Origin of the sequence: Rhizobium sp. SJZ105 (assembly GCF_007828365.1) — a bacterium.
Taxonomy (GTDB): domain Bacteria; phylum Pseudomonadota; class Alphaproteobacteria; order Rhizobiales; family Rhizobiaceae; genus Agrobacterium; species Agrobacterium tumefaciens.
Genome location: NZ_VIUP01000009.1, coordinates 138005 through 158673 on the forward strand (window position 1 = coordinate 138005; position 20669 = coordinate 158673).

Sequence of the window (20669 nt, forward strand, 5' to 3'; positions counted from 1 at the left end):
TCCCGTTATCGTTCTCGTATGCCTAGAGCGCTCTCAGCCTGGCCTCGAAATCCGGCTGGCCGAGCAGCATTCGGCAACGCAGGAACCGCCAGCCGGCATATTTCAGGAATTCGACACCCCGCGGCGGCGAACGAAGCTCCAGTACGAGGCTGCGCAACGCCCAGTAGAGGTCGTCTGCCGCCGCATAGACACGGCAGCGGTTGAAGTTTCTTTCGCTGAAACCTCCATCGTGCATTTCCAGCAAGGGCCTCATCTGGCTTTCGAACTGGTAGAGTTCGTTCATCTGGACGCCGAGCTGATAGTAGGGGTCGATGTCGGCAGCCATGTCGAAGTCCACGAGCTGCATTTTCCCGTCTGGGCCTAGCATGACATTAGAAGCCTGCGGATCACCATGGGCCGGCTTCAGGTCCACGCCGGCCGCTGAAACTGCCTCGCGGATCGGCGTCATCCAGGAGAGCATCCATTCGACATCGCCGGGCAGGCTGGTGTCACCGGCACTCACGATCGCCCAGAGCTGATCGATGCCGTCGAAGACTGACCATGTTCGGCCGGTGGAAACACCCCCTGCGATCGTCGTCTGCATCTCGATCAGGCGGGCAACAGTTTTCGGCTGCATGAGATCGTCGATCCTTGCTGCTCGCCAGCCGTCGCCAAGTCGGGCAAACAGCATGCTGGCCGTTCCGGCATCGTAACCAATCGGCTCTGGCGAAAGACCAAGGCTGTGAAAACGGTGTGCCGCAGCATTTGCGGTCTCGGCATCCACGAGATCGGTTACCTCATCGGCACCGAGACGCAGGAAATAACGTGCCTCCCCATCTGTCGACGCGACCACGAAACCGCGGGATTCGACGGCATGATAGGATGGCGATGCGACAGCTGCCGTCCCCGGCGCATAGGAAGGAGTGTCGCCAATCACTGCGGAAAAGAATGAAAGCGCCTTCTCCGCGCGCGCTTCCATCGGTGATTGAGGAGAGCCCGATCTCTTCATTCGGCAGCCTCGCTGAGTTCGACAACTTTCAAACCTTCGCAGGCGATCTTGTAAAGCATGTCCGCCACTATCTGCGTGCCAAGGGCCTGGTCTTCAGGCGAGGTATACTCGGTGGGGTGGTGGATAACGCCGTCACGGCTCTGAACCGCCAGTACCACCGCCGGGCAGACATCGGAGACGGCAACGGCATCATGGCCGCCGATCGTATCGAGGTGACGGGCGCTCTGGCCGAGATGCGCCGCCGCACTTTGCGCAAGCATCACCAGGCCCGGCGCAAACCTTCCCGCCTTGCGGCGGTCGATGGAGCGGACTTCCGAGGTGACGCCGGCTTTCATCGCCGCTTCCTCGATCCTGATCTTCATCTTGCGTTCCGCCTCCGTCAGGACGTCTGGCGATCCCGAGCGCAGCTCGATGAACAGCACGGCTTCGGCCGGCACGACATTGGGTGAATTGGGGAAGACTTCCAGGCGGCCAACCGACGTATGCAGGTCCAGCCCGTGTTCGGTCGATATCTGCTTGAGATCGGCGATCAGATAGGCAGCAGCAAGCAGCGCATCCTTGCGATCTGCCATCGGGGTTGCGCCGGTATGTGCCTGGCGTCCATGGAAGGCGAGGCGATATTTTGTCGCGCCCCAGAACCGCGTGAAGATACCGAACCGCTCCCCGGCGCGGCTGAGCGTCGTGTCACCTTCTATATGCAGCTCGATCAATGCGTCGGGAATTTCCACCTTTTCCTTGCCAGCATAACCGATCTCGTCCAGCGACTGGCGCACCGTAATGCCATCGCCGTCGGCCCGTTCCAGCGCCCATTCCAGGTCAATGGCGCCTGTAAACACGCTGCTGCCGAGCAGGCTCGGCTGGAAACGGGCGCCTTCCTCGTTGGTCCAGTTGACGATCTGGAAGTTGCAGGCGGACAACCTGCCTTCCGCCTTGAGACGTTCGCTGACGGACAAAACCGCCTCGCAGGCGGCGATGACGCCAAGCGCTCCGTCGAAACGACCGCCGTTCGGCTGGCTGTCGATATGGGAACCGACCATGACGACGGGCGCATTTGCGCCCGCCAAGGTCATCTTGCCGAACTGGTTGCCGATCGCGTCTACGGCCTGCTCGAAGCCGTTTTCGGCAAACCAGTGCCCCAGCCAGTCGCGCGCCATTCCGTCTTCCCTGGAAAGCGTCAGGCGGGTCATCGAGCCATCGGGGCCGCCGCCAAAAGTGGAGAGGGTCTCCATCAGCATCTGGAGCCGCTCGGCATTGATCGGGACAGGGGAGGAGGAGACGTCAGGCATGTATGATTTCCACTTTGGATTGATTGAATTGATCTGAAAATTCCCGCGCGATGACGCCGCTGGTCACCACCGCGTCGATTTCGCTGAGGCCGAATGTGTGGATGGAGCCGAGACGACCAAACTTGGAACTGTCGGCAACAATGATCGAACGTTTTGCCTGGGCCTTGGCGACGCGGCGCAGGATCGCCTCGTCCTCGCCGAAATCCATGAACCCGCGTTCGGCGTGAATGGCGCTGATGGCGATGATCGCGAGATCGAAGAAATGCTCTTTCAGCGCGGCCACGGTCTCATGGCCGTATGTCGCCTGATAATCCGGGCGCATGCGACCGCCAAGAACCCGCACACTTGCCTGCGGCAGATTGAAGAAGTGGGCTGCGACCGCCAGCGAATTGCTGACAACGGTCAAGTCCTTGCGCGTCTCGATATGTTTCAGGCAGGCAATCGTTGTGGTGCCGGTATCGATGAACACCTTCATGCCGTCCTCGACCAGCGACGCTGCCGCCTCGCCGATCTTCGCTTTCTCGCGTGAGCTGACGCGCAGTCGGTCGGTAAACGGCTGATCGCTTTCCTGCTGGTCAAGGACCGCGCCGCCATAGACGCGGCGGGCATAACCGCGCATCTCAAGTTCCTTGAGGTCGCGCCGGATCGACTCCTGGCTGACCTGCAGATAATCGGCAAGCTCCCTCACATTGACGCGCTGGGTTTGCTTCAGCATGTCGAGGATAAGCTTGAGGCGATGTTCGGTGAAACTCATGAATGCACCCTGGATTCTAGTGATCGTCGCGGCCCCGTCTGTGGCGCCGCAACCATGCTCAGGCTAAAGCCATTTGACGGGTTGCGTCATCGAGAGCCAATGGCTGGATGAGATGACAGGCGGCGAAATCCTGGCTGCCACGCGCGGTAAGCGCGGGCTGCAGGCTGCCGCATCTCTCCATCGCACGCGGACAGCGCGACTTGAAGCTGCAACCTGGAGGAATATCGATCGGGCTTGGCGGTTCACCTTCCAGAAGGCAGTCTTCCGCCTTGTAGCGGCGTTCTTCAAGTGTCGGCATCGCGCTGAGCAACGCCATTGTGTAAGGATGTCCGGGGTCGAAGAACAACCGCTCGTTATCAGCCAGTTCGAAGACCTCGCCGAGATACATTACCGCCACACGGTTGCAGACCTTGCGGACCATCGCAAGGTCGTGCGAGATGAAGATGTAAGTGAGGTCGTATTCCTTCTGCAGCTTCTGGAAAAGATCGAGAAGCTTGAACTGTTCTGTCTGGTCCAGGGCAGAAAGCGTTTCGTCCATGATCAGTATTTCAGGCTCCAGAACCAGCGTACGGGCAACATTGATGCGCTGGCGCTGGCCGGCACTCAGGCCGATCGGCAATTCCTCGTAGAGATCGGCGGAGAGGCCGACTTCGCCCATGACCTTGAGAACCCGCTCACGAATTTTGGCACTGTCCTTCCATCCGTGCGTGCGAAGCGGGCCCTCCAGCATCTTCCCGACCGATGTGCGTGGCGGCAGGGAACCGAACGGATCCTGAAGTACCATTTGCAGCTTCTTGCGGAAGGTCAGAAGGTCTTTGCCACCGAGCATGGCGATATCGTCGGCACCGCACAGAACCTGGCCGGAGCTCGGCAGTTCCAGCCTGCTCAGAAGCCGCATCAGCGTCGACTTGCCACAACCGGATTCACCGACGATCGCGAAACTGTCGCCGCGCCGGACATCGAAGGTGACGTTGCGAACCGCACGCACATGGTTGAAGCCACCGAAGCCGGTCTTCTTCTTTACCCTGTAGACCTGTGAGGCATCGCGCAGGCTCAAGACAACGTCGCGTTTGTCGTTGAGACGCGGCATCTCGGTCTTTTCGATCCAGATCTTCGGCGTCTGTTCGACAAGCTCTTTCGTATAGGCATATGCAGGGGCGGCGATTAGCCTTTCGGTTTCCTGTTCCTCGACGATGCGACCTTTCTCCATCACCAAAATCCGGTTGCAGGCTTCGCGGGCAACGGGAAGGGAGGAGGAGACGAACAGCACAGCGGTATTGAAACCGTCGGTCAGTTCCTTCATCAGACGGATGACCTGGGCTGCGACGGTAACGTCGAGCGGCTGGGTGACGTTATCTGCAATCAGCAGCGCCGGGTTCGTTACCAACGCATCAACGATCAGTGCGCGCTGCATCATGCCGCCGGAAAACTGCGAAGGGTAGTCGCTGAAACGGCCGCGGGCCGAGGGAATGCGGACGGCCTCCAGAAGCTCGATCGTGCGCTTTTCCGCCTCTTTCCGCGAGGTTCCTGGAACGACCGCACGCAGCTTCTCGACGATCTGGACGCCGACCGGCAGCGTCGGATCGAGTGCACCCATCGGATTGGCGCCGACATAGGCGACCCGGCGGCGCAGGGTGCGCATCTCGTTCTCGGAGATGCCGTAAATATCCTTGCCTTCGAAGAGGACGCTGCCGGAACGCACGGAAAGCGGCGGTTCCAGCCAGTTGACGACTGCCTTGGACAGCACCGTCTTGCCGGCTCCGCTGGCCCCGACCACACCGACGATCTCTCGCGGCGCGAGGCTGAAGGAGATATTGTCCAGAATAATCTTCGCCTTATCCGAGCGACCGGCATTAACGGTGAGGTTTTTCAGCTCAAGAAGCGGCTTGATCATCACTCGGACCCTCCGTGGATGGTGTTGCGGGCCCGTTCCAGCGAAGCGCCTATGAGATTGATGCTGGTTAAAGTGAGGCCGAGGAAAATGCCGGGCATGGTAGCGATCCACCAGGCGTTCAGAAGATACTTTCGGCCATCGGCAATGATATTGCCGAAGGTCGGCGTCGGCGGCTGGACACCCAGGCCGAGGAAGCCGAGTGTCGATTCAAAGATCATCATGCGTGCCACATCAAGCACCGAGGTGAAGATCACCGGCGGCAGGAGCAGCGGCAGAAGCAGGCTGACGATGATGCGGAAATCGGTCGAGCCCCCAAGTTTGGCAGCGCGCACATATTCCCGCTGCCTTTCCGTCATTACAATGCTACGCATGATGCGCGCATAGACCGGCCAGCTTGAGAGACCAAGCACCAGGACGATGGCCGGAATTGTCGGACGCGACACGCCAAGAACGGCGATCGCCAGAATGATCATCGGGATAGACAGCTGCGCATCGGTCAGACGCATGATCAGCATGTCGATACGACCGCCAAAGTAACCGGCGATCGTGCCGAGGGCGCAGCCGATGATGAGTGTCACTGCAACCGATGCAATCCCGATCAGGAAGGAATAACGCAGGCCGACAAGCGACCTCACCAGCATGTCGCGGCCAATCTGATCGGTGCCAAGCGGGTGGCCCCAGCTCCAGTTGTCGCCGAAGAAAAGTGGCGGCAGAAGGCGGGCCTTCACATCCATCTTGGTCGGGTCGACGCCACTGATTTCCGGATAAAGTGCGGCGGCAATCGCAAGCAGCAGGAAGATCGTAAGGCCAATGCGAAAACCGGGCGTCGATGCGGCGCGATCGAATATGCGGCGCGCAATCGAGCGGCTCGCCATTTTAGAAATGATCGGGGTGTCGAGTGCGGATGTGATGGACATCAGTATTCAAGCCTCGGATCGATGGTTGTTGCGACGAGATCGACGACAATGTTGATCAGTACAAAGATGGCGCTCGTGACGATCGCGATACCCTGGATCAACGGAAAGTCGCGCTGCAGCACGGCATTGATGGTCAGAAGGCCGAGCCCGGGATAATCGAAGATATATTCGACGATGATGACCCCGCCGAGCAGGCTGGAGAATTGCACACCGAGCAGGTTGAGAAGCGGCACCGAGGCGTTGCGCAGCGCATGGTTGGAGATGATCCGCGAACGGCTCAGGCCACGTACGCGTCCGACTGCCACATAGGGCTCCATCATCTGGCTGGATACGGAACTGACCAGCGTGCGGATCAGCACCGGAGACAATTCGACCGCCAGCACGATTGCCGGCAAGATTGTGTAGGCAAAGCCCTGATAGCCAATGGCAGGAAGCCATCCGAGCTTCACCGAGAAAAGCAATGCCAGAACGATGCCAAGCCAGAAATTTGGCAGCGAGATGAATATCGATGAGATGTAGAAGGCAAGCTTGTCTGGCCATCTGCCGATCGCAAGCCCGCCGGCAATGCCGATGATTGCCGAGAAGATCAGTGCAATCACCAGCGTCACGGCCGCCAGTTGAAGCGTCATTGGAAGTGCATCGAAAATCAGGTCGAAGACTTTCGCTCGTTCGCCTCGAGTTGAGTCGTTGAATGTCGCGCCACCGGTCGAGGCGCCGTTTGCCGGGCGCACGAAGGACTGGCCAAGATCGCCACGAACCACACCGCCCATGTAGCGACCGAATTGCACCAGTATGGGATCGCGAAGGCCCATGTCGGTTGCGATCTTTTCGATCAGTGCTTCGGGCGCCATGCCGCCCGCCATAAGGCGTACCGGGTCACCCGGCACCACCCGCAAGAGGGTAAAGATCAGCAAGGACACAAGGAATATGATGATGGCGCCCTGCATGAGGCGTCGCATCAGGAAGTTCACGGCAAACATTCAGTCACTCCGCTCGAGAAGTCACGGGCAAGTCCACACGCCGCCTGATCGCGGCGTGTGGCTGATCACGGTCAGGCAGCAGGTTTGGCCGCGTCGATCGACCCGTCGGGATAGATGTACATGCCCTCAAAGTCCTTCTGCATTGCGTGGATCATCACGGATGTGAACAGCGAGAGTGCCGGCATCTTGGCGGTGATGAGAGGCATGGTCTCTTCCTGAAGGATCTTCTTGCGCTCTTCCAGCGTCGGTGCCGAACGTTCCTTGTCGAGGCTGGCATCGATCTCCTTGTCCTCGATGCCGCAGATGCGGTGCGAGGTGGAATGGAAATGGGTGCGCAGGACCAGATCCGGTTCCGGAGACGCTGTCGACCAGCCGCAATCGACCATATGGCCCGGGCCGCCGCCGGGGCGATGGTACAGTTGCTCGTTCCAGGCCGCAGGTTCAAGCACGGTCAGGCTGACGTTAAATCCCTGCTCCTGCAGCATGGCGGTCAGCATCTCGCCATATTCCTTGGTCTTTGGATAGAAGCCGACGGACGTGATGTATTCCAGTGGCGGCAGGCCCTTGCCGTTTGGGAAACCGGCTTCGGCAAGCAGGGCCTGGGCCTTCTCGGGGTCGAATTTCGGGTAGTTCGCCAGATCGACATAGCCGAATTTGACCGGCGAGACGAAGTTCGACGAGGCATGGCCGGCCGAGCCCATCAGTTCCATGATCATGTCGCGATCGATCGAATGGCAGGCGGCAAGACGGATACGCGGATCGTCGAAAGGCGGTTTCGAGCAGCGGAACCAAAGATACTTGTTCTCGACGGAAACGACCTTGTTGATGAAAATCGCTGGATTGTCCTTGATCGTGTCAACCTGTTCAGGCTCCAGACGTTCAACGATCGAAGCCTGGCCGTTCATCAGCGACAACATACGGGTGGTGGAGTCGCCGGTGAAGGTGAAGTTGATGCCGGGGATGGCCGGCTTGCCCTTGAAGTAGCCGTCATAGGCCTGCATCACGGTGTCGTTGCCGCGCTGTTCGACGAATTTGAAAGGACCGGTGCCGTTGAGCCGCTGGGAGAGCGGGCCGCCTGGGCCGCCGGCGACGTCCTTGGCCGACATGATCGGCAGGAAGGATGCAAGAAAGATGAAGAGATGGGCCGGATAGCCGCCCTTGGATGTGTCGACGATGACGGTGTAATCGTCAGGTGTTTCGATCGTCAGCGTCTCGGTCGGGCCGGGATACCACTGCGCCGGACGATCTGCCCTGGAGCCATATTCGAAAGTTGCCTTGACGTCTTCTGCCTTGAACGGCTTGCCGTCATGGAAGACGATGCCTTCGCGCAGCTTGATCTGTAGCCGGTGCGGGTCAAGCAGCTTGATGTCGGTGGCCAGTTCGTACACCACCGCGCCGGGATCATCGAGTTTCATCGGCGTGCGGGTAAGAAAGCCCATGACGAAACCTTCGATATTCTTCTGAGAAAGTGTCGTATGAGCGGTCGGGTCCCAGTTGCCGGTAATGTTTTCGGCCGACAGGAACGTCATGGTCTTGCCGGCCTGTGCGAAGGCCGGCGAGATGAAGAAGTCAGGATTGATCTGCATGTAGCCAGCGACGGCGGCTGCGCCCGCGGATCCTTGCAGGAAGCGACGACGACTGAATTCTGAACCCATCGAGTTCCCCTTTTCTATTTTGAATAAACCGTCAAATCAGTCAAAACGGTCAAATCAGTCGTAAGCAAACAGCGTGCCAATCTCGATTTCCTGCAAGAATCGCGCTTTCAGTCTGATGCAATTTGTGGGATCTGACCATTTATTGGTCGAATGAGAAAGATTTAAGCGACCAGCCGGATCGCTAAAATTACGGGGTCATTTCTGCCGTTGAATCGCGGGATGCTGATCCGTTGTCAGGATGTGTCCGAAACGGACAGCGACCATGATTGCAAGCGCCGCCGGATTGAAACTCTCACGAGAGTTCAAATGAATATTTCGTTTGCTCTTTTGATGGCGTGAATCAACAGCGGGCAGTACATCCGCCGATCCATTTCGTGCATGCCCCCCGCATTATCGCTGCGGTCTCATCTCTCTGCCGCCTCAGTTGATCACTTGATCCTTCATAGTGATTAATGCTGTACGATGGGTGATCGCGGTTATAGTGACGTCGCCGGCACGGGCTGTCGGTTCCGTCGTTTCACGCTGGGGCTGGCCTCAGTAAGGAAAATAAGAGCAGGACCAGAAGAAGGTTCTTGCCATGGCAATTTGCCGTCTTTCACCGCCCGAGAGTTTTAGGCCACGCTTGCCGACTTCACTCGTAAGGCCGCTCGGTATGGCAACCGTTCGGTCATAAATCGCAGCCTGCATATTGCGTGTTTACGGCTGATATCAGCCGCTATCCTGCTCTTTCAATATCCCAATGAACTGCTCGTCCTTGAATGCCTGGCGCTTCCCGTCTCTTCAGGGTAACCGACCCTACCAGGATCGAAGGACGTTTTGCGGCTCCGGTCACAGGCCATCTGCCAAAGGCCAGGCGGATTGCAGCCGTCCAGTTGCCCTGCGCGACGTGATTGAAGGTCCCACCTGAGTGGGTCTAAATCAACCTCAGTCCGGTGCCGGGATCAAACACGTGTAGGTCGGACGATGCCACTTCAACACCAAGCACCTCGCCGATGGCGGGTCTTATGTCTGCAGGAACAGAAATATTGATCTCGTGGCGGTCGTTTTTCAGGCAGATCAGACGTGTCTCACCGTGGAACTCGTTCCGCTCGACGGTGCCGCGAAAGGCTTGAGCATCCTGGTTTATACGAAATGATCCCGGCCGAATTCCAACGGTGACCTCACCCGAGCGTAGGCCTGCCGGAGCTGCAAACCTGACAAGATTGTCGCCGAGCCACTCCTGTGTCATCTGCAACTGAAGGAAGTTCATGTTCGGTGTGCCGATGAAGCCGGCAGCAAACACTGTCCGAGGTGCCTGATAAATTTCTTCGGGCGTGCCCATCTGCTCAATACGGCCGTCCTTCATTAGGACAATACGGTCGGCAAGCGTCATGGCTTCGAGTTGGTCGTGAGTGACATATATGCTTGTCGTTTTCAGGTCGCGGTGGAGGCGCGCGATCTCGACCCGTAGGCTGCCGCGCAACTTGGCATCAAGGTTGGAAAGCGGTTCGTCAAACAGGAAGACCTCCGGGGTCTTGATCATGGCTCGGGCGATGGCCACACGCTGCTGCTGGCCGCCCGACAGTTCCGTCGGCTTGCGCGCAAGATAGACGCCAAGACCGAGCGCGTCGACCACAGGCGCCAGGCGCTGATCGATCGCGGCTTTGCCTATTCCCGCCCTCTCGAGACCGAAAGTGATATTGTCCCGCACACTCATATGGGGATAAAGCGCGTAGTTCTGGAACACCATGGCGATGCCCCGGTCACCCGGATCGCGATCGTTCATCCGCTCGCCACCGATGAGCAGATCCCCGCCTGAAATCTCTTCAAGCCCGGCAATCATCCGCAGCATAGTGGATTTTCCGCAGCCTGACGGGCCAAGAAAGACGACGAATTCGTGGTTGTCGATCTTCAGGTCAAAATCCCGCATGACCTCAAGCGAACCATAGACTTTCCTGATCCCCCGGCACTCAACAGTGGCCATCACTTCGTCTCCCCGTCCACGACGATCTGCAGCTTTACGTCCTCTGGCCGGCCTTCGGCCGCCCTTTCGAAGGCCTTGATCGATTGATCAAAGGCATAGGTGCCGGAAACCAATGGCTTCAGATCGACCTTGCCTGCGGCGATCAGCGCCAGGGCACGGTCAAACACATTGGCGTAGCGGAAAACCGTTTCAATACGGCATTCGCGGAAGCAGGCCGCCGCAAGGTCTACCGCGACGGGTTCCGGCGGCAGACCGACGATAACGACTGTCCCGCCCGGGCGCACGACCTTGAAGAGATCACGGACCGCGGCCGGTGCGCCGGAGCATTCAAAGACGATATCGGCTCCCCAGCCTTCTGTCGCCTCGTTGACGGTCTCAATGAGATCGACCTCCTTGAGGTTGATACCAGTGATGCCGCCATAACTTTCGGCCAGTTTAAGTTTTGTTGCGGAAATGTCCGAGATCAGCACTCGCGAGCAGCCGCCGGCAAGGGCAGCCAGTGCCACCATGATGCCGATGGTTCCGCAGCCTGTAACAACCGCCGTATCGCCGGGCGTGATCTTCGCCCGGGCGGCCGCCTGCATGCCCACGGCAAATGGTTCAACCATCGCGCCTTCCGCGAAGGAGACATTGTCAGGCAGCTTGTAGGTGAAACTTGCCGGATGGACTGTCTCCGGGCACAAGACGCCGTGCACCGGCGGCGTTGCCCAGAATGTCACGGCAGGATCAACATTGTAGAGGCCGAGCCGCGACGCACGCGATTTCGGATCGGGGATGCCCGGTTCCATGCAGACGCGGTCGCCGGGCTTCAGATGGGTGACGTTGGCGCCGGTCTCGGTGACGGTTCCAGCCGCCTCGTGGCCGAGAACCATGGGCGCGTTCACGACGAAGTCACCGATGCGACCATGGGTGTAATAGTGTACGTCGCTGCCGCAGACGCCAACAGTATGGATACGAATGCGAACGTCATCCGGCCCCAACTCTTGAGGAATTTCAATATCGCGCAGGGAAAGTTCGCCGACATGTTCGAGGACAAGTGCTTTCATGGGTCAGTCAACCTTGGTCAGTTTTCTTGGAAAATGCGGCGTTGAGGCCACCGGCAAGCACTCCGAGCAGGATCAGCGGTGGCAGCGACAACAGGACGACGGCGGCGTTCAGAATTCCCCAGGGCACATTCATGCCGAGCTGTGACATCTCGGACGCGATGATCGGCAGGGTCTTTGCCTTCGAGGTCGTGAGCATCATGGCAAGCAGGAACTCGTTCCAGACAAGGACGAAGGAGAAGGCGATGGCGCCGAAGACCTGGAAACGGGCAATCGGCAGGGCGATGCGGAAGAAGGTCGCATATGGGCCAAGCCCATCCACCCGGGCAGCTTCTTCAACGTGAAGGCTGACACGCTCGAAAGCCGGCACGGAAAGCCAGATGGTGATCGAGGCTGTCACAATGAGATAGGTCACGATCAGCGACAGCCGGGTGTCATAGAGATCAAGACCGAGCCAGATGACCAGCATGGGAATAGCGATCGCGACGGGCGGCAGAAAGCGCAGCGACAGAACGAAGAACTGCGCCTCCGCCGTGATCCTGTTCTTGAACCGGGCAATCACATAGGCCGCCGGTACACCGAGCGCGGCGCCAAGCACGACCGCACTCGAGCAGATGATCAACGAATTGGTAAGTGCGCGCGCCACCGAGCGGCGATTGAGCACATAACTCATATTGTCGAAGACAGGCTGGAAGATAAGCTTTGGCGTTGACACCAGCAGATCGGCATTGGTCTTGAAGGCGTTTAGCAGGGTCCATAGGAGGGGCAGCACGACAAGTGCAGCGGCAAGAACCAACAAAAGCCTGAGCAGAAAGGTGGATATCTTCATCGGTTCAGCCTCTTCCAGGTAAAGGTAAAGGTGACGATGGTCAGGACCATCATGATGACGGCCATGGAGGACGCATAGGAGATTTTGCCGGCTTCTATGAAGCCTTGGGAATAGGCATACATGTCAAGCGTCTCGGTTGAGATGCCGGGACCGCCGCGCGTCATGACGTAAACGAGGTCGAAGGAGCGAAGACTCTCGATCGCCTTGACCAGCAGCAGACTGATCAAGGGTGCTTTCAGCATCGGTAGGGTCACGAAACGATGGATTTCGAAGCGGGTTGCCCGATCTATGCGTGCGGCTTCCAGCGGCTGCGGCGGCAGGGATTCGAGAAGCTTCAAGATGATCACTGAAAAGAACAAGCCCCATTGCCAGACGTCGACGAAAGCAACAGCAAGGAGGGCGCCGAGCGGCGTCGACAGAATGTCGGGCGTGATGCCGGTGAGCTCCCGGACCGGCCAGGTCAGCGCGCCGTAGAGCGGATGAAAGGCGAACTTCCACACAAATGCGGCGCACACGCGTGGCAGGAGAACGGGAATGATGAAGAGCACGCAAAGGACGTTGCGCATACGGGGGCTCGCTGCCTCGAACATGGCAATCCCGAGCGCAACCCCCGTCACCATGGTCAACGAGACGCTGATAACCTCCCACTTGAAAGATACCCAGAGCGCGTTCAGGAAACGGGCATCCGAAAACAGCGCCAGATAATTGGCTAACCAGACATAGTCTGCATCGGGTGCCGAAAGGGTCCGGTTCTGCAGGGATATATTGATAGCGTAGATCGTCGGCACGAGCGCCAGAATGATCAGGATACCCAAACTGGGCCCAAGAAAGACGTAAGGCAGCGAGCGGCCTCGGCGCATGGCAGATCCTCGGATTGGGAAAAGGGGGCGCGTCATCAGACGCGCCCGTCAGACGGCTTGGGAGGCGTCAGAGTTTGGCTGCGAAGGCTTCTAGGTCGTTCAGCGTCGCCTTGATGTCAGTGCGGCTACCGGTGATCAGCTCTTCCAGCATGATGCCCCACTGGTTGCCCAATTCCTGCCAGCGCGGATCCTGCCAGAAGGTGACTGTGGTCTTTTGACCGGTCGCCGCCATGGCGTCGGCAAGGTTCTGGCCAAAGGTCTTGGCGTATTCCGGGCTCTGATAGGTGCTTGTGCGCGTCAACTCGCCCGGCTGGCCGGCGGCGAGGCGGCGGGCTTCCTGTTCCTTGGATGTTGCCCAGGCAACAAAGAGACCAGCGCAGGCCTTTTCCTCATCTGTCTTGTTGGCCTTGGACGCGATTGCAAAACCATGGGCGTAACCGGCCCCCGGCAGCGGCGACGGCGGAACGGAGAACGCAACCTTGTCTGCAACCTGGCTCTGTGCCTTGTCGACGGACATGCCGCCAAGGGGTGCGGATTCGATGATGATCGCCACCTTGCCGGAGCGGAAGGCGCCGGTGGATTCGTCCCAAGAGCCGGTCTGCGTGCCCGGCGCCGAATATTTGAAGAGTTCGAGATAGGTTTCGGTCGCCTTTACCGCGGCATCCGAATTGAAGGCCGGCTTGCCGTCCTTGAACCACTCGCCGCCGTTTGCTTTGAAGAACGGCATCCAGCGCCAGACGTTGGCGCCTGAACCGCGCTGTCCGCGAAGCGCAGTGCCGTAGACGCCGTTGGCCGGATCATGCAGCTTCTGCACGGCTGCGAAATATTCGTCCCAGGTCTTCGGCGGCGCGATGCCTGCCTTTTCCAGGAGGTCGGTACGGTAGACCATCAGGTCGCCGCCACCCTGCACCGGTGCAAACCACTCTTTGCCGTCATAGGTCGCAGCTGCGCGCATACCGGCGTCAAAGTCTTTGTAGTCGTATTCGGATGGATAAAAGCCATCAAGCGGGACGATCCAGCCAGAGGAGGCAAAAAGCGCCAGATTGGCTTCATCAACATAATACACGTTGAAGCTTCCGACCGTCGAGGCGTCGGCCTGCGACTTCGCGCGGCGATCGTTCTCGTTGAGATAACTGATCTCGAAGCCTGCGCCGGAGAGCTCTTCGAACTCATCGACATATTTTTCGAGAAGGGTCAGTCCGTCGCGCGGCTGCGCCAGGACACGCACGTCGCTGGTGCATTGTGCGGCGGCAAAAGCGCTGGATGCGGCAAATATGGCGATAACCGCGCAACCGGCGCGGAGAGCGTTGAGTGTCATGATGTCCTCCCTGAATGGCAACTCCCTTGCCATCGACCAGCCCACATTTACGCAAGCAACGGACGCGTACTAGTTTGCCTCCGTCACAGAACTGGTATTATATTGACATTTGTGCGCTGTAACATGAGCAATTGAATGCCTATTGCATCAGACTTTCCTCAAACAGTCTCTGAGACTTTCACCGCCACGCGCGAGCAGATCGTCTTACCCGGAGGCGCTTCCTATCTGATCCGGAGGGACGACTATCCCAATCCGATCTGCATCTGGAACTATCATCCCGAATGGGAGATTCACTTCATTCCTGACGCTTCAGGATTTGCTTATGTGGGGGACTATATCGGCCCGTTTCGGCCTGGGCATCTGGTGCTCACCGGGACAAATCTGCCGCACAACTGGATCACACCCGGTGCACCGGCTTTGCCAGGCCGAGACATGGTCCTGCAATTCGACGCGGATGCCCTGATCGGTATTCGCGCAGTATGCCCTGAGTTTGAAGTGCTCCACCGGCTGAAGCCTCTGGCCCAACGGGGGATCGAGGTTCTGGGCGCCGACGCGCTCTTGATTGGAGCGAAGATTCTCGAGCTTCACGCGGTGGGACACCGTGGTGGGCTCGGGCTGTTTTTAGAGATACTGGAGGCAATCGAAGCGGCCACCGAAAAGAGGTTGCTCGCCAGCGAACACTTCATAGCGGTCTATAACCAGGTGTCGGACCGCAGGCACCGCCGGATCGACCAGGCAATCCAGATCCTGCAATCGGATCCTGGTGCGCAGATGCATGAAGTGGCTGCGATGGTTGGTTTCGAGCCGTCCGCCTTCTCGCGTGCCTTTCGGCGTCTAACCGGCATGAACTTTTCTGACTACAGCCGATCCGTCCGCGTCTGGCGAGCAAGAACCCTTCTCGCGGAGACCGAAATATCGATCACCGATATCTGTTTCGAGGCGGGCTTCAACAACCTGTCGAACTTCAATCGCTATTTCCGGATGGAGATGGGACTCACGCCCCGGGCCTACCGAAAGGCCGCGCGCATAAGAGCCAAGTCCGTCATTGGAGGAGTGCCGGTTAAGTCCATTTAATGGGTGGTCGCGCCGAGATATTATCGATCCCTGGGGCTGCAATCCGGTTTTTATCGTATCACCGCCGCTTCGATATGTCGGCCTCTTCGCTCACAACAAGACTGGCATCTCCATTTCCCTGAACCAGTCTTGCGAGGGTGGTGGCAGCCGGCCGCTGCATTTGTTGCTTCAGCTCTGTCGCATCGAGCGGCTGTTCGCAATTGTCCTATTCGGGTTCGCCCATATCCAAGCATTTGCTTGCCGGTGAGATAAAGACGATTAAAAAATACTCCTGTTTACGCTCCGGGACAGACCGGCGTTTGAAGCGCTGAAAACCTTACCTGGGTCTGTGGTGTTCCGGGCTCATGAATTCGGTTCTTGCAATGGCCCAAATCGACGACGCGATTCCTAGCGACACCGTTTCGACTTCGACGTTCGAGCGGCGGTTGATGTATGTGCTGGGCGGTCTTTACCTCGCTCAGGGGATACCGACGTATCTGCTTTTGGTGGCCCTGCCGCCGATCATGCGCGAGAGTGGGGCATCGCGCACGTCTATCGGGCTGTTTTCGTTGCTGATGCTGCCGCTCATCCTGAAATTTGCGGTCGCGCCGTTGGTGGATCGATGGTCTCCGTTACCCAAGCTTGGCCATCGCCGCGGCTGGGTTGTGCCGACCCAGCTTCTCGTCAGCGCCGGTATCGCTTCCATGACGCTGGTGGATCCGAGCGATGCCACGGTCCTTTTTGCAATCTGCATATCGATCACGCTTGTCTCCTCAATCCAGGATATTGCAACCGACGGCTACGCCGTAAGATGCCTGACCGACAAGACGCGCTCGCTGGGGAATGCCGTGCAGGCGGGTGCCGTAGCGCTGGGCGTAATCGTTGGCGGGACGGCGGCACTGGTGGTGTTTCATGTCGCTGGATGGCGCACGATGATACTGCTGGTAGCCGCGCTGTCGTTGCTGCCCCTTCTTGCAGCCCTGGCGATGCAGCCGGAAGCGCCCACGGTTGGCAAAGAAAAAAAGCGCGCAAGCCTTGCTGGTTTCTTCCGCCGTCCGAGTGCCTGGCTGATCCTCGGATTTGCGCTGACATACCGGGCGAGCGAAGGTCTCGTGCGCGGGATGGAAGGCACCTATCTGGTTGACAGCAAGGTCCCGGCTGACTGGATCGGTTACCTCTCTGGCGGAGCGGCGGCAACTGCGGGCCTGATCGGCGTGGGTATCGCTGCCTCCATTATCCGCAAGGTTGGCCTGACGACAACGCTCATCCTGCTGGGTGGCCTCAGAAGCTTGTGCTTCCTCGCCTTCACGCTGAATGCGTCCGGCGTCTGGCCCGGCATGTGGGTGGCGATGTCGGCCTCGGCATTCCAGACGCTGATCCGCTACATGGAGTTGGTAGCCATCTATTCATTCTTCATGAAGAACTCTTCGGACGATCAGCCAGGAACGGATTTTACCATTCTCACCTGTGCCGAACTGGTCGTCTACATGGTTGGTGCATCCGCAGCCGGCCTGGTTGCCGACCGGATGGGTTATTCGGCGCTGTTTTCAACGGCAACAGTTCTTTCGCTTGTCGGAATGGGACTTTCCGTCTGGTTTCTTGGAAGGATCGGACGCGGTTCAGGCGCGTCGCTACGGCGATGATCACAAGCGGCCGGAGTGACGCATTCCAGCGGTGTCCCGAGACGGCTTAATTCCTCACAGGTTTTTTGCCTCGTCAGGCGCCGTCATGCGGCGCAGGTCTGTCGGGCGTATTCCGTAACGACTGCGGAAGGTGCGATTGAAATATGACAGGTCGTTGAAACCGACGCTGTAGACGATCTGGCTGATCGGAGTTGCGGTGTTCTCGGCAAGAATCAGGCTCTTGGCGAGCACCAGCCGCCGCTCCAGCACGTAGCGCGAAAAGGTCGTGCCTGTCCGACTGAAAAGTTTCTGGATCGCGCGCGGTGTGATGCCTTCGGTGCGTGCCACATCAGCTATCGAAAACGCACCGTCGGCAAGATTTTCCTCAACCATCGCCTTGATCGCTTCAATGCGGTTTTGCGGAACTGCCGAAGGCGCAACCTCGTTCCCATATCGGGCGAGAACGGGAAGCAGGGAGTAGAAGTGCGCCACCATCATGGTGGCATGCTCTTTGTCCTGATGGTCCTGTTGAAGAAGATATCCTGCATAGTGGGTCAACAACTGCAATGGCAGGCATTCTGCTGAAAAGGGCCGCAACAAGATCCGGTCGATCGACTTTCGTGCAAGGGTGAGGGCGGCATGGGGAAGATGGGCGCAGTCGAGGCGCCCGCCTTCCGGCAAAATAATTTCCGATGCCATATCCGTGGGAAGGATGATGACATCACGGGGTTCCAGTTCGAAAGTGTGCTTGCGATGATGGACAATTAAGGTTCCGTCAGTTGCACGCAACATCGCGATATCAGGCCTGCCGATCCCATGAGCTGTCAGCCGCAAGGGTGTTTTGGGCAGGTAAACGGTTGCGAGAGAAAGGTTTTCGTGTTTCCAGACAAGGCCGGTGACACCCGCCAGATCACCGTCTTCAACGGTGATTGTTGCTTCTCCCAACATGTCCAGAAGGATTGTGCGGCAGACCAGTCTGCTTTCTGGATCAGGTAGCGAGAGGGTTCCAAGTTTCAGGGGGCGGACAACTTCCATGAAAAATCAAACCTGTCTTTGCTGTTGATGTTCGCATCTATCCAAATCGGGTTCGTTCCCATCCAAGCCCGGCGGTTTCATAGCGCATAAAACATGATCAAAACAGTCTTGTATTTTCCGGGGGACGACTTGGAAGATATTTTTTGCGCATTGGGGGCGACATGATCGGAAAGTGGAATGTCGGCGTTAGTCTTGTGGCTATCGTCGTCGCAATCGGGGGCGGCAATGACGCCGCTCAGGCGCAGGATACGTCTCAGAACGCGCAGTCAGACAATGGTTCTACGGTGCTGGAGCCGATCGTTGTAAGTGGCAACCGTATACCCCAGCAAATCTCGCGGACGGCGCGAACGATTTATGTCGTTGATGCACAGGCCATCGAGGCCGAAGCCCGTTCAGGCAAGTCGCTTCAGCAGATTCTTGCTGAGAGAGTTCCAAGTTTCGACCCCGCCAGCGAAGGTGCGCGCACAGCCTATGGCCAGAACTTGCGGGGACGCACGGCCCTCATTCTCATCGATGGTGTTTCGATGAACTCGGCGCGCTCCCTGAGCCGCCAATTCGATTCAATCGATCCGTTCAATGTCGAGCGTGTCGAGGTTCTGTCTGGCGCGACGGCAATCTACGGCGGCAATGCAACAGGTGGTGTCATCAACATCATCACGAAGAAGGGGAAAGATGCGCCGGACGGTTTGCGCGGTGAAGTGACGGCGGGCCTTGGCAGTGGCTTTGGCCGTACCCGTGACCTTGACCGCAACGGTGCAGGTGCCGTGACCTATAACAGCGAAAACTGGGATGCGCGTTTCTCCATCGCGGGCAACCAGACGGGAGCCTTTTACGATGGCTCCGGCACGATGCTCACCCCGGATATTACCCAGACTTCCACAGCATTCAACAAGCGCATCGATTTCATGGGTAGTGTCGGTTTGCAGATCGATGACGACAGGCGCCTTGAGGTGTCCGGCCAGTTTTATGACAGCGCCCAGGATTCGCCATTCGGGCTTTATCTTGGCGCAGGCCTCGCCGGGATCCGCAATTCCAACCTGGTTGAAACGCGGGACGGATACCGATCGGATTTCGACCCCCGCACGCGCCGTACCATGGTAAACGCGACTTACACCGACAATGATTTCCTGGGGCAGGAACTGCTTCTGCAGGGCAGTTTCCGGCGGGAAGAAATCCGGTTCCACCCGTTTCCCGGTAGTGCGATTTTCTCCCCCTTCGTCTATTTCGGCGGCAGCTCGCAGGATACCGATTACTATAGCCTGAAGGCAGCGATGATCTCGGAGCCGCTGGACGGGCTTAAGGTGACATATGGCATCGACGCCGACCTCGATTCGCTGAGTTCCAAACAGAACGTATTCGATTTCCTGACAGTCGCGACGACCGGTGCGATGGACTTCAGGACACGCGGCATTACCGGGCTTTATCCCGATATCGATGTCTCGACCCTGGCCGGTTTCATCCAGGGATCTTATGAGGCGACGGACCGGCTGACGGTCAACGGTGGTGTGCGTTATCAATATGTCACCACCGACGTATCGAGCTTCGCCGGCGCGGCACAGCAGGTCGCCGTTCTCAACCGGGTCGGCTCCTCTGTGGATCCCATTCCCGGCGGGGAAGTCAGCTACGATGCGGCTCTGTTTAACGCCGGCGCGACCTATGAGCTGACCGACACGCAGCAAATCTATGCCAATTTCGGCCAGGGTTTCGAGCTTCCTGACCCGGCAAAATACTACGGGATCGGTAGCTATAGGCTTGTCGGGGGCCGTTACGTCCTCCTGGACAGCGTCAATGTTGCCGACTCCGCACTCCAGGCGATCAAGACCAACTCTTTTGAAGTCGGTTATCGTTTCAATGACGATAGCTTCAGCTTCCAGACCGCGGCATATTACTCGCTCTCCAACCGATCCATCGAGTTGAACCGCACGACCCTGGCAGTTGATGTCGTTGATCGTGAGCGACGTGTCTATGGTCTGGAGGCCAGCGCCAGCGCGACACTGGATTACGGGTTTGACGTTGGCGCATCCGGTCACTGGGTGAAGTCGGAAATCAAGTCTGACGGTAACTGGGAGAAGGAGAGCATCGGTACCGCCAGTGTTTCCAAGCTCGGCAGTTATGTTGGCTGGACGAAAGATAACTTCAACATCAAGCTGGCCGGGCAACATGCCTTCAATCTCAGCGACGACGACAGCCGGAAGATTGATGGGTACACCCTGTTCGATCTAACCGGTGCCTATCGCTTCGAAGCGCAGGACACAACGCTTCGCTTCGGCGTGACGAACCTGTTCGACAAGGATTACACAACCATATGGGGCGCGCGCGCCAACGCGCTTTATGGAGCTTTGGCCAATGAAGCCGTGTTTGACTACAAGGGACGCGGACGCACATTCGCCGTTTCATTGACGAAAGTTTTCTGATGGATCATCAGGGCGGCATGTGGCGGGGATATTTACTCCCGCCACGTGCCGCCAGGTC

16 protein-coding genes are annotated in these 20669 nt (G+C 58.3%); 3 read left to right on the plus strand and 13 right to left on the minus strand.

All coding sequences use genetic code 11. The annotated features are described in order from the left end of the window. Positions 1 to 22: 22 nt before the first annotated feature. The 12 genes from FB593_RS21880 to FB593_RS21940 form a co-directional block, all read right to left on the minus strand. Positions 23 to 988, minus strand: a complete 966-nt coding sequence (locus FB593_RS21880; protein WP_321186296.1) for a phosphotransferase — start codon at positions 986 to 988, stop codon at positions 23 to 25. Next, the gene (locus FB593_RS21885) at positions 985 to 2274 is read right to left on the minus strand and encodes a Zn-dependent hydrolase (protein WP_145166960.1); all 1290 of its coding nucleotides are present in this window, start codon (positions 2272 to 2274) and stop codon (positions 985 to 987) included. The genes FB593_RS21880 and FB593_RS21885 overlap by 4 nt, the downstream gene beginning before the upstream one ends. Continuing rightward, positions 2267 to 3028 (minus strand): DeoR/GlpR family DNA-binding transcription regulator, encoded by a 762-nt coding sequence (locus FB593_RS21890; protein ID WP_013637571.1) that lies wholly within the window; start codon positions 3026 to 3028, stop codon positions 2267 to 2269. The genes FB593_RS21885 and FB593_RS21890 overlap by 8 nt, the downstream gene beginning before the upstream one ends. A gap of 58 nt (positions 3029 to 3086) precedes the next feature. Continuing rightward, complete coding sequence (locus FB593_RS21895) at positions 3087 to 4922, minus strand: ABC transporter ATP-binding protein (protein WP_145166961.1); 1836 nt, start codon at positions 4920 to 4922, stop codon at positions 3087 to 3089. Next, a complete protein-coding gene (locus FB593_RS21900) occupies positions 4922 to 5839 on the minus strand; it encodes an ABC transporter permease (RefSeq protein ID WP_038497239.1) in 918 nt (305 codons plus the stop codon). Before FB593_RS21900 ends, FB593_RS21895 begins: the two co-directional genes overlap by 1 nt. Further along, positions 5839 to 6819 (minus strand): ABC transporter permease, encoded by a 981-nt coding sequence (locus tag FB593_RS21905; RefSeq protein WP_013637573.1) that lies wholly within the window; start codon positions 6817 to 6819, stop codon positions 5839 to 5841. The genes FB593_RS21900 and FB593_RS21905 overlap by 1 nt, the downstream gene beginning before the upstream one ends. Positions 6820 to 6890: 71 nt before the next feature. Then, on the minus strand, positions 6891 to 8474 hold the full coding sequence (locus FB593_RS21910; protein WP_025591696.1) for an ABC transporter substrate-binding protein: 1584 nt from the start codon (positions 8472 to 8474) through the stop codon (positions 6891 to 6893). Positions 8475 to 9387: 913 nt separating this feature from the next. Continuing rightward, entirely contained in the window at positions 9388 to 10437 is a 1050-nt protein-coding gene (locus FB593_RS21920; protein ID WP_145166962.1) for an ABC transporter ATP-binding protein, read from the minus strand. Then, positions 10437 to 11483 (minus strand): NAD(P)-dependent alcohol dehydrogenase, encoded by a 1047-nt coding sequence (locus tag FB593_RS21925; protein WP_003516944.1) that lies wholly within the window; start codon positions 11481 to 11483, stop codon positions 10437 to 10439. The genes FB593_RS21920 and FB593_RS21925 overlap by 1 nt, the downstream gene beginning before the upstream one ends. 7 nt (positions 11484 to 11490) lie before the next feature. Continuing rightward, complete coding sequence (locus FB593_RS21930) at positions 11491 to 12309, minus strand: carbohydrate ABC transporter permease (RefSeq protein WP_065660531.1); 819 nt, start codon at positions 12307 to 12309, stop codon at positions 11491 to 11493. Beyond that, positions 12306 to 13169: a carbohydrate ABC transporter permease gene (locus tag FB593_RS21935; protein ID WP_003516941.1), complete on the minus strand. Its 864-nt coding sequence runs from the start codon at positions 13167 to 13169 to the stop codon at positions 12306 to 12308. The genes FB593_RS21930 and FB593_RS21935 overlap by 4 nt, the downstream gene beginning before the upstream one ends. 67 nt (positions 13170 to 13236) lie before the next feature. Next, positions 13237 to 14487 carry an ABC transporter substrate-binding protein gene (locus FB593_RS21940; protein WP_013637578.1) on the minus strand — a complete coding sequence of 417 codons (1251 nt, stop codon included), beginning with the start codon at positions 14485 to 14487 and terminating at the stop codon, positions 13237 to 13239. A 135-nt stretch (positions 14488 to 14622) separates the two neighbouring features. Here FB593_RS21940 and FB593_RS21945 point away from each other — a divergent pair, with 135 nt between their 5' ends. Both FB593_RS21945 and FB593_RS21950 read left to right on the plus strand, forming a co-directional pair. Next, a complete protein-coding gene (locus FB593_RS21945; protein WP_013637579.1) occupies positions 14623 to 15561 on the plus strand; it encodes an AraC family transcriptional regulator in 939 nt (312 codons plus the stop codon). 362 nt (positions 15562 to 15923) lie between these two features. After that, the gene (locus tag FB593_RS21950; RefSeq protein ID WP_049790418.1) at positions 15924 to 17183 is read left to right on the plus strand and encodes a RhtX/FptX family siderophore transporter; all 1260 of its coding nucleotides are present in this window, start codon (positions 15924 to 15926) and stop codon (positions 17181 to 17183) included. A gap of 54 nt (positions 17184 to 17237) precedes the next feature. Here the strand turns inward: FB593_RS21950 and FB593_RS21955 are convergent, their stop codons facing one another. Next, complete coding sequence (locus FB593_RS21955) at positions 17238 to 18197, minus strand: helix-turn-helix transcriptional regulator (protein ID WP_173998653.1); 960 nt, start codon at positions 18195 to 18197, stop codon at positions 17238 to 17240. A 161-nt stretch (positions 18198 to 18358) separates the two neighbouring features. Between FB593_RS21955 and FB593_RS21960 the strand changes: the two genes are divergently transcribed. Then, positions 18359 to 20611 (plus strand): TonB-dependent receptor, encoded by a 2253-nt coding sequence (locus FB593_RS21960; RefSeq protein ID WP_145166963.1) that lies wholly within the window; start codon positions 18359 to 18361, stop codon positions 20609 to 20611. The last annotated feature ends 58 nt before the right edge of the window (positions 20612 to 20669 follow it).

What these genes read in the sequence shown, in the direction of transcription:
- FB593_RS21880 (WP_321186296.1), bottom strand. Translation starts at nt 988, where the DNA reads ATGAAGAGATCGGGCTCTCCTCAATCACCGATGGAAGCGCGCGCGGAG.
- FB593_RS21885 (WP_145166960.1), bottom strand. Translation starts at nt 2,274, where the DNA reads ATGCCTGACGTCTCCTCCTCCCCTGTCCCGATCAATGCCGAGCGGCTC.
- FB593_RS21890 (WP_013637571.1), bottom strand. Translation starts at nt 3,028, where the DNA reads ATGAGTTTCACCGAACATCGCCTCAAGCTTATCCTCGACATGCTGAAG.
- FB593_RS21895 (WP_145166961.1), bottom strand. Translation starts at nt 4,922, where the DNA reads ATGATCAAGCCGCTTCTTGAGCTGAAAAACCTCACCGTTAATGCCGGT.
- FB593_RS21900 (WP_038497239.1), bottom strand. Translation starts at nt 5,839, where the DNA reads ATGTCCATCACATCCGCACTCGACACCCCGATCATTTCTAAAATGGCG.
- FB593_RS21905 (WP_013637573.1), bottom strand. Translation starts at nt 6,819, where the DNA reads ATGTTTGCCGTGAACTTCCTGATGCGACGCCTCATGCAGGGCGCCATC.
- FB593_RS21910 (WP_025591696.1), bottom strand. Translation starts at nt 8,474, where the DNA reads ATGGGTTCAGAATTCAGTCGTCGTCGCTTCCTGCAAGGATCCGCGGGC.
- FB593_RS21920 (WP_145166962.1), bottom strand. Translation starts at nt 10,437, where the DNA reads ATGGCCACTGTTGAGTGCCGGGGGATCAGGAAAGTCTATGGTTCGCTT.
- FB593_RS21925 (WP_003516944.1), bottom strand. Translation starts at nt 11,483, where the DNA reads ATGAAAGCACTTGTCCTCGAACATGTCGGCGAACTTTCCCTGCGCGAT.
- FB593_RS21930 (WP_065660531.1), bottom strand. Translation starts at nt 12,309, where the DNA reads ATGAAGATATCCACCTTTCTGCTCAGGCTTTTGTTGGTTCTTGCCGCT.
- FB593_RS21935 (WP_003516941.1), bottom strand. Translation starts at nt 13,169, where the DNA reads ATGCGCCGAGGCCGCTCGCTGCCTTACGTCTTTCTTGGGCCCAGTTTG.
- FB593_RS21940 (WP_013637578.1), bottom strand. Translation starts at nt 14,487, where the DNA reads ATGACACTCAACGCTCTCCGCGCCGGTTGCGCGGTTATCGCCATATTT.
- FB593_RS21945 (WP_013637579.1), top strand. Translation starts at nt 14,623, where the DNA reads ATGCCTATTGCATCAGACTTTCCTCAAACAGTCTCTGAGACTTTCACC.
- FB593_RS21950 (WP_049790418.1), top strand. Translation starts at nt 15,924, where the DNA reads ATGGCCCAAATCGACGACGCGATTCCTAGCGACACCGTTTCGACTTCG.
- FB593_RS21955 (WP_173998653.1), bottom strand. Translation starts at nt 18,197, where the DNA reads ATGGAAGTTGTCCGCCCCCTGAAACTTGGAACCCTCTCGCTACCTGAT.
- FB593_RS21960 (WP_145166963.1), top strand. Translation starts at nt 18,359, where the DNA reads ATGATCGGAAAGTGGAATGTCGGCGTTAGTCTTGTGGCTATCGTCGTC.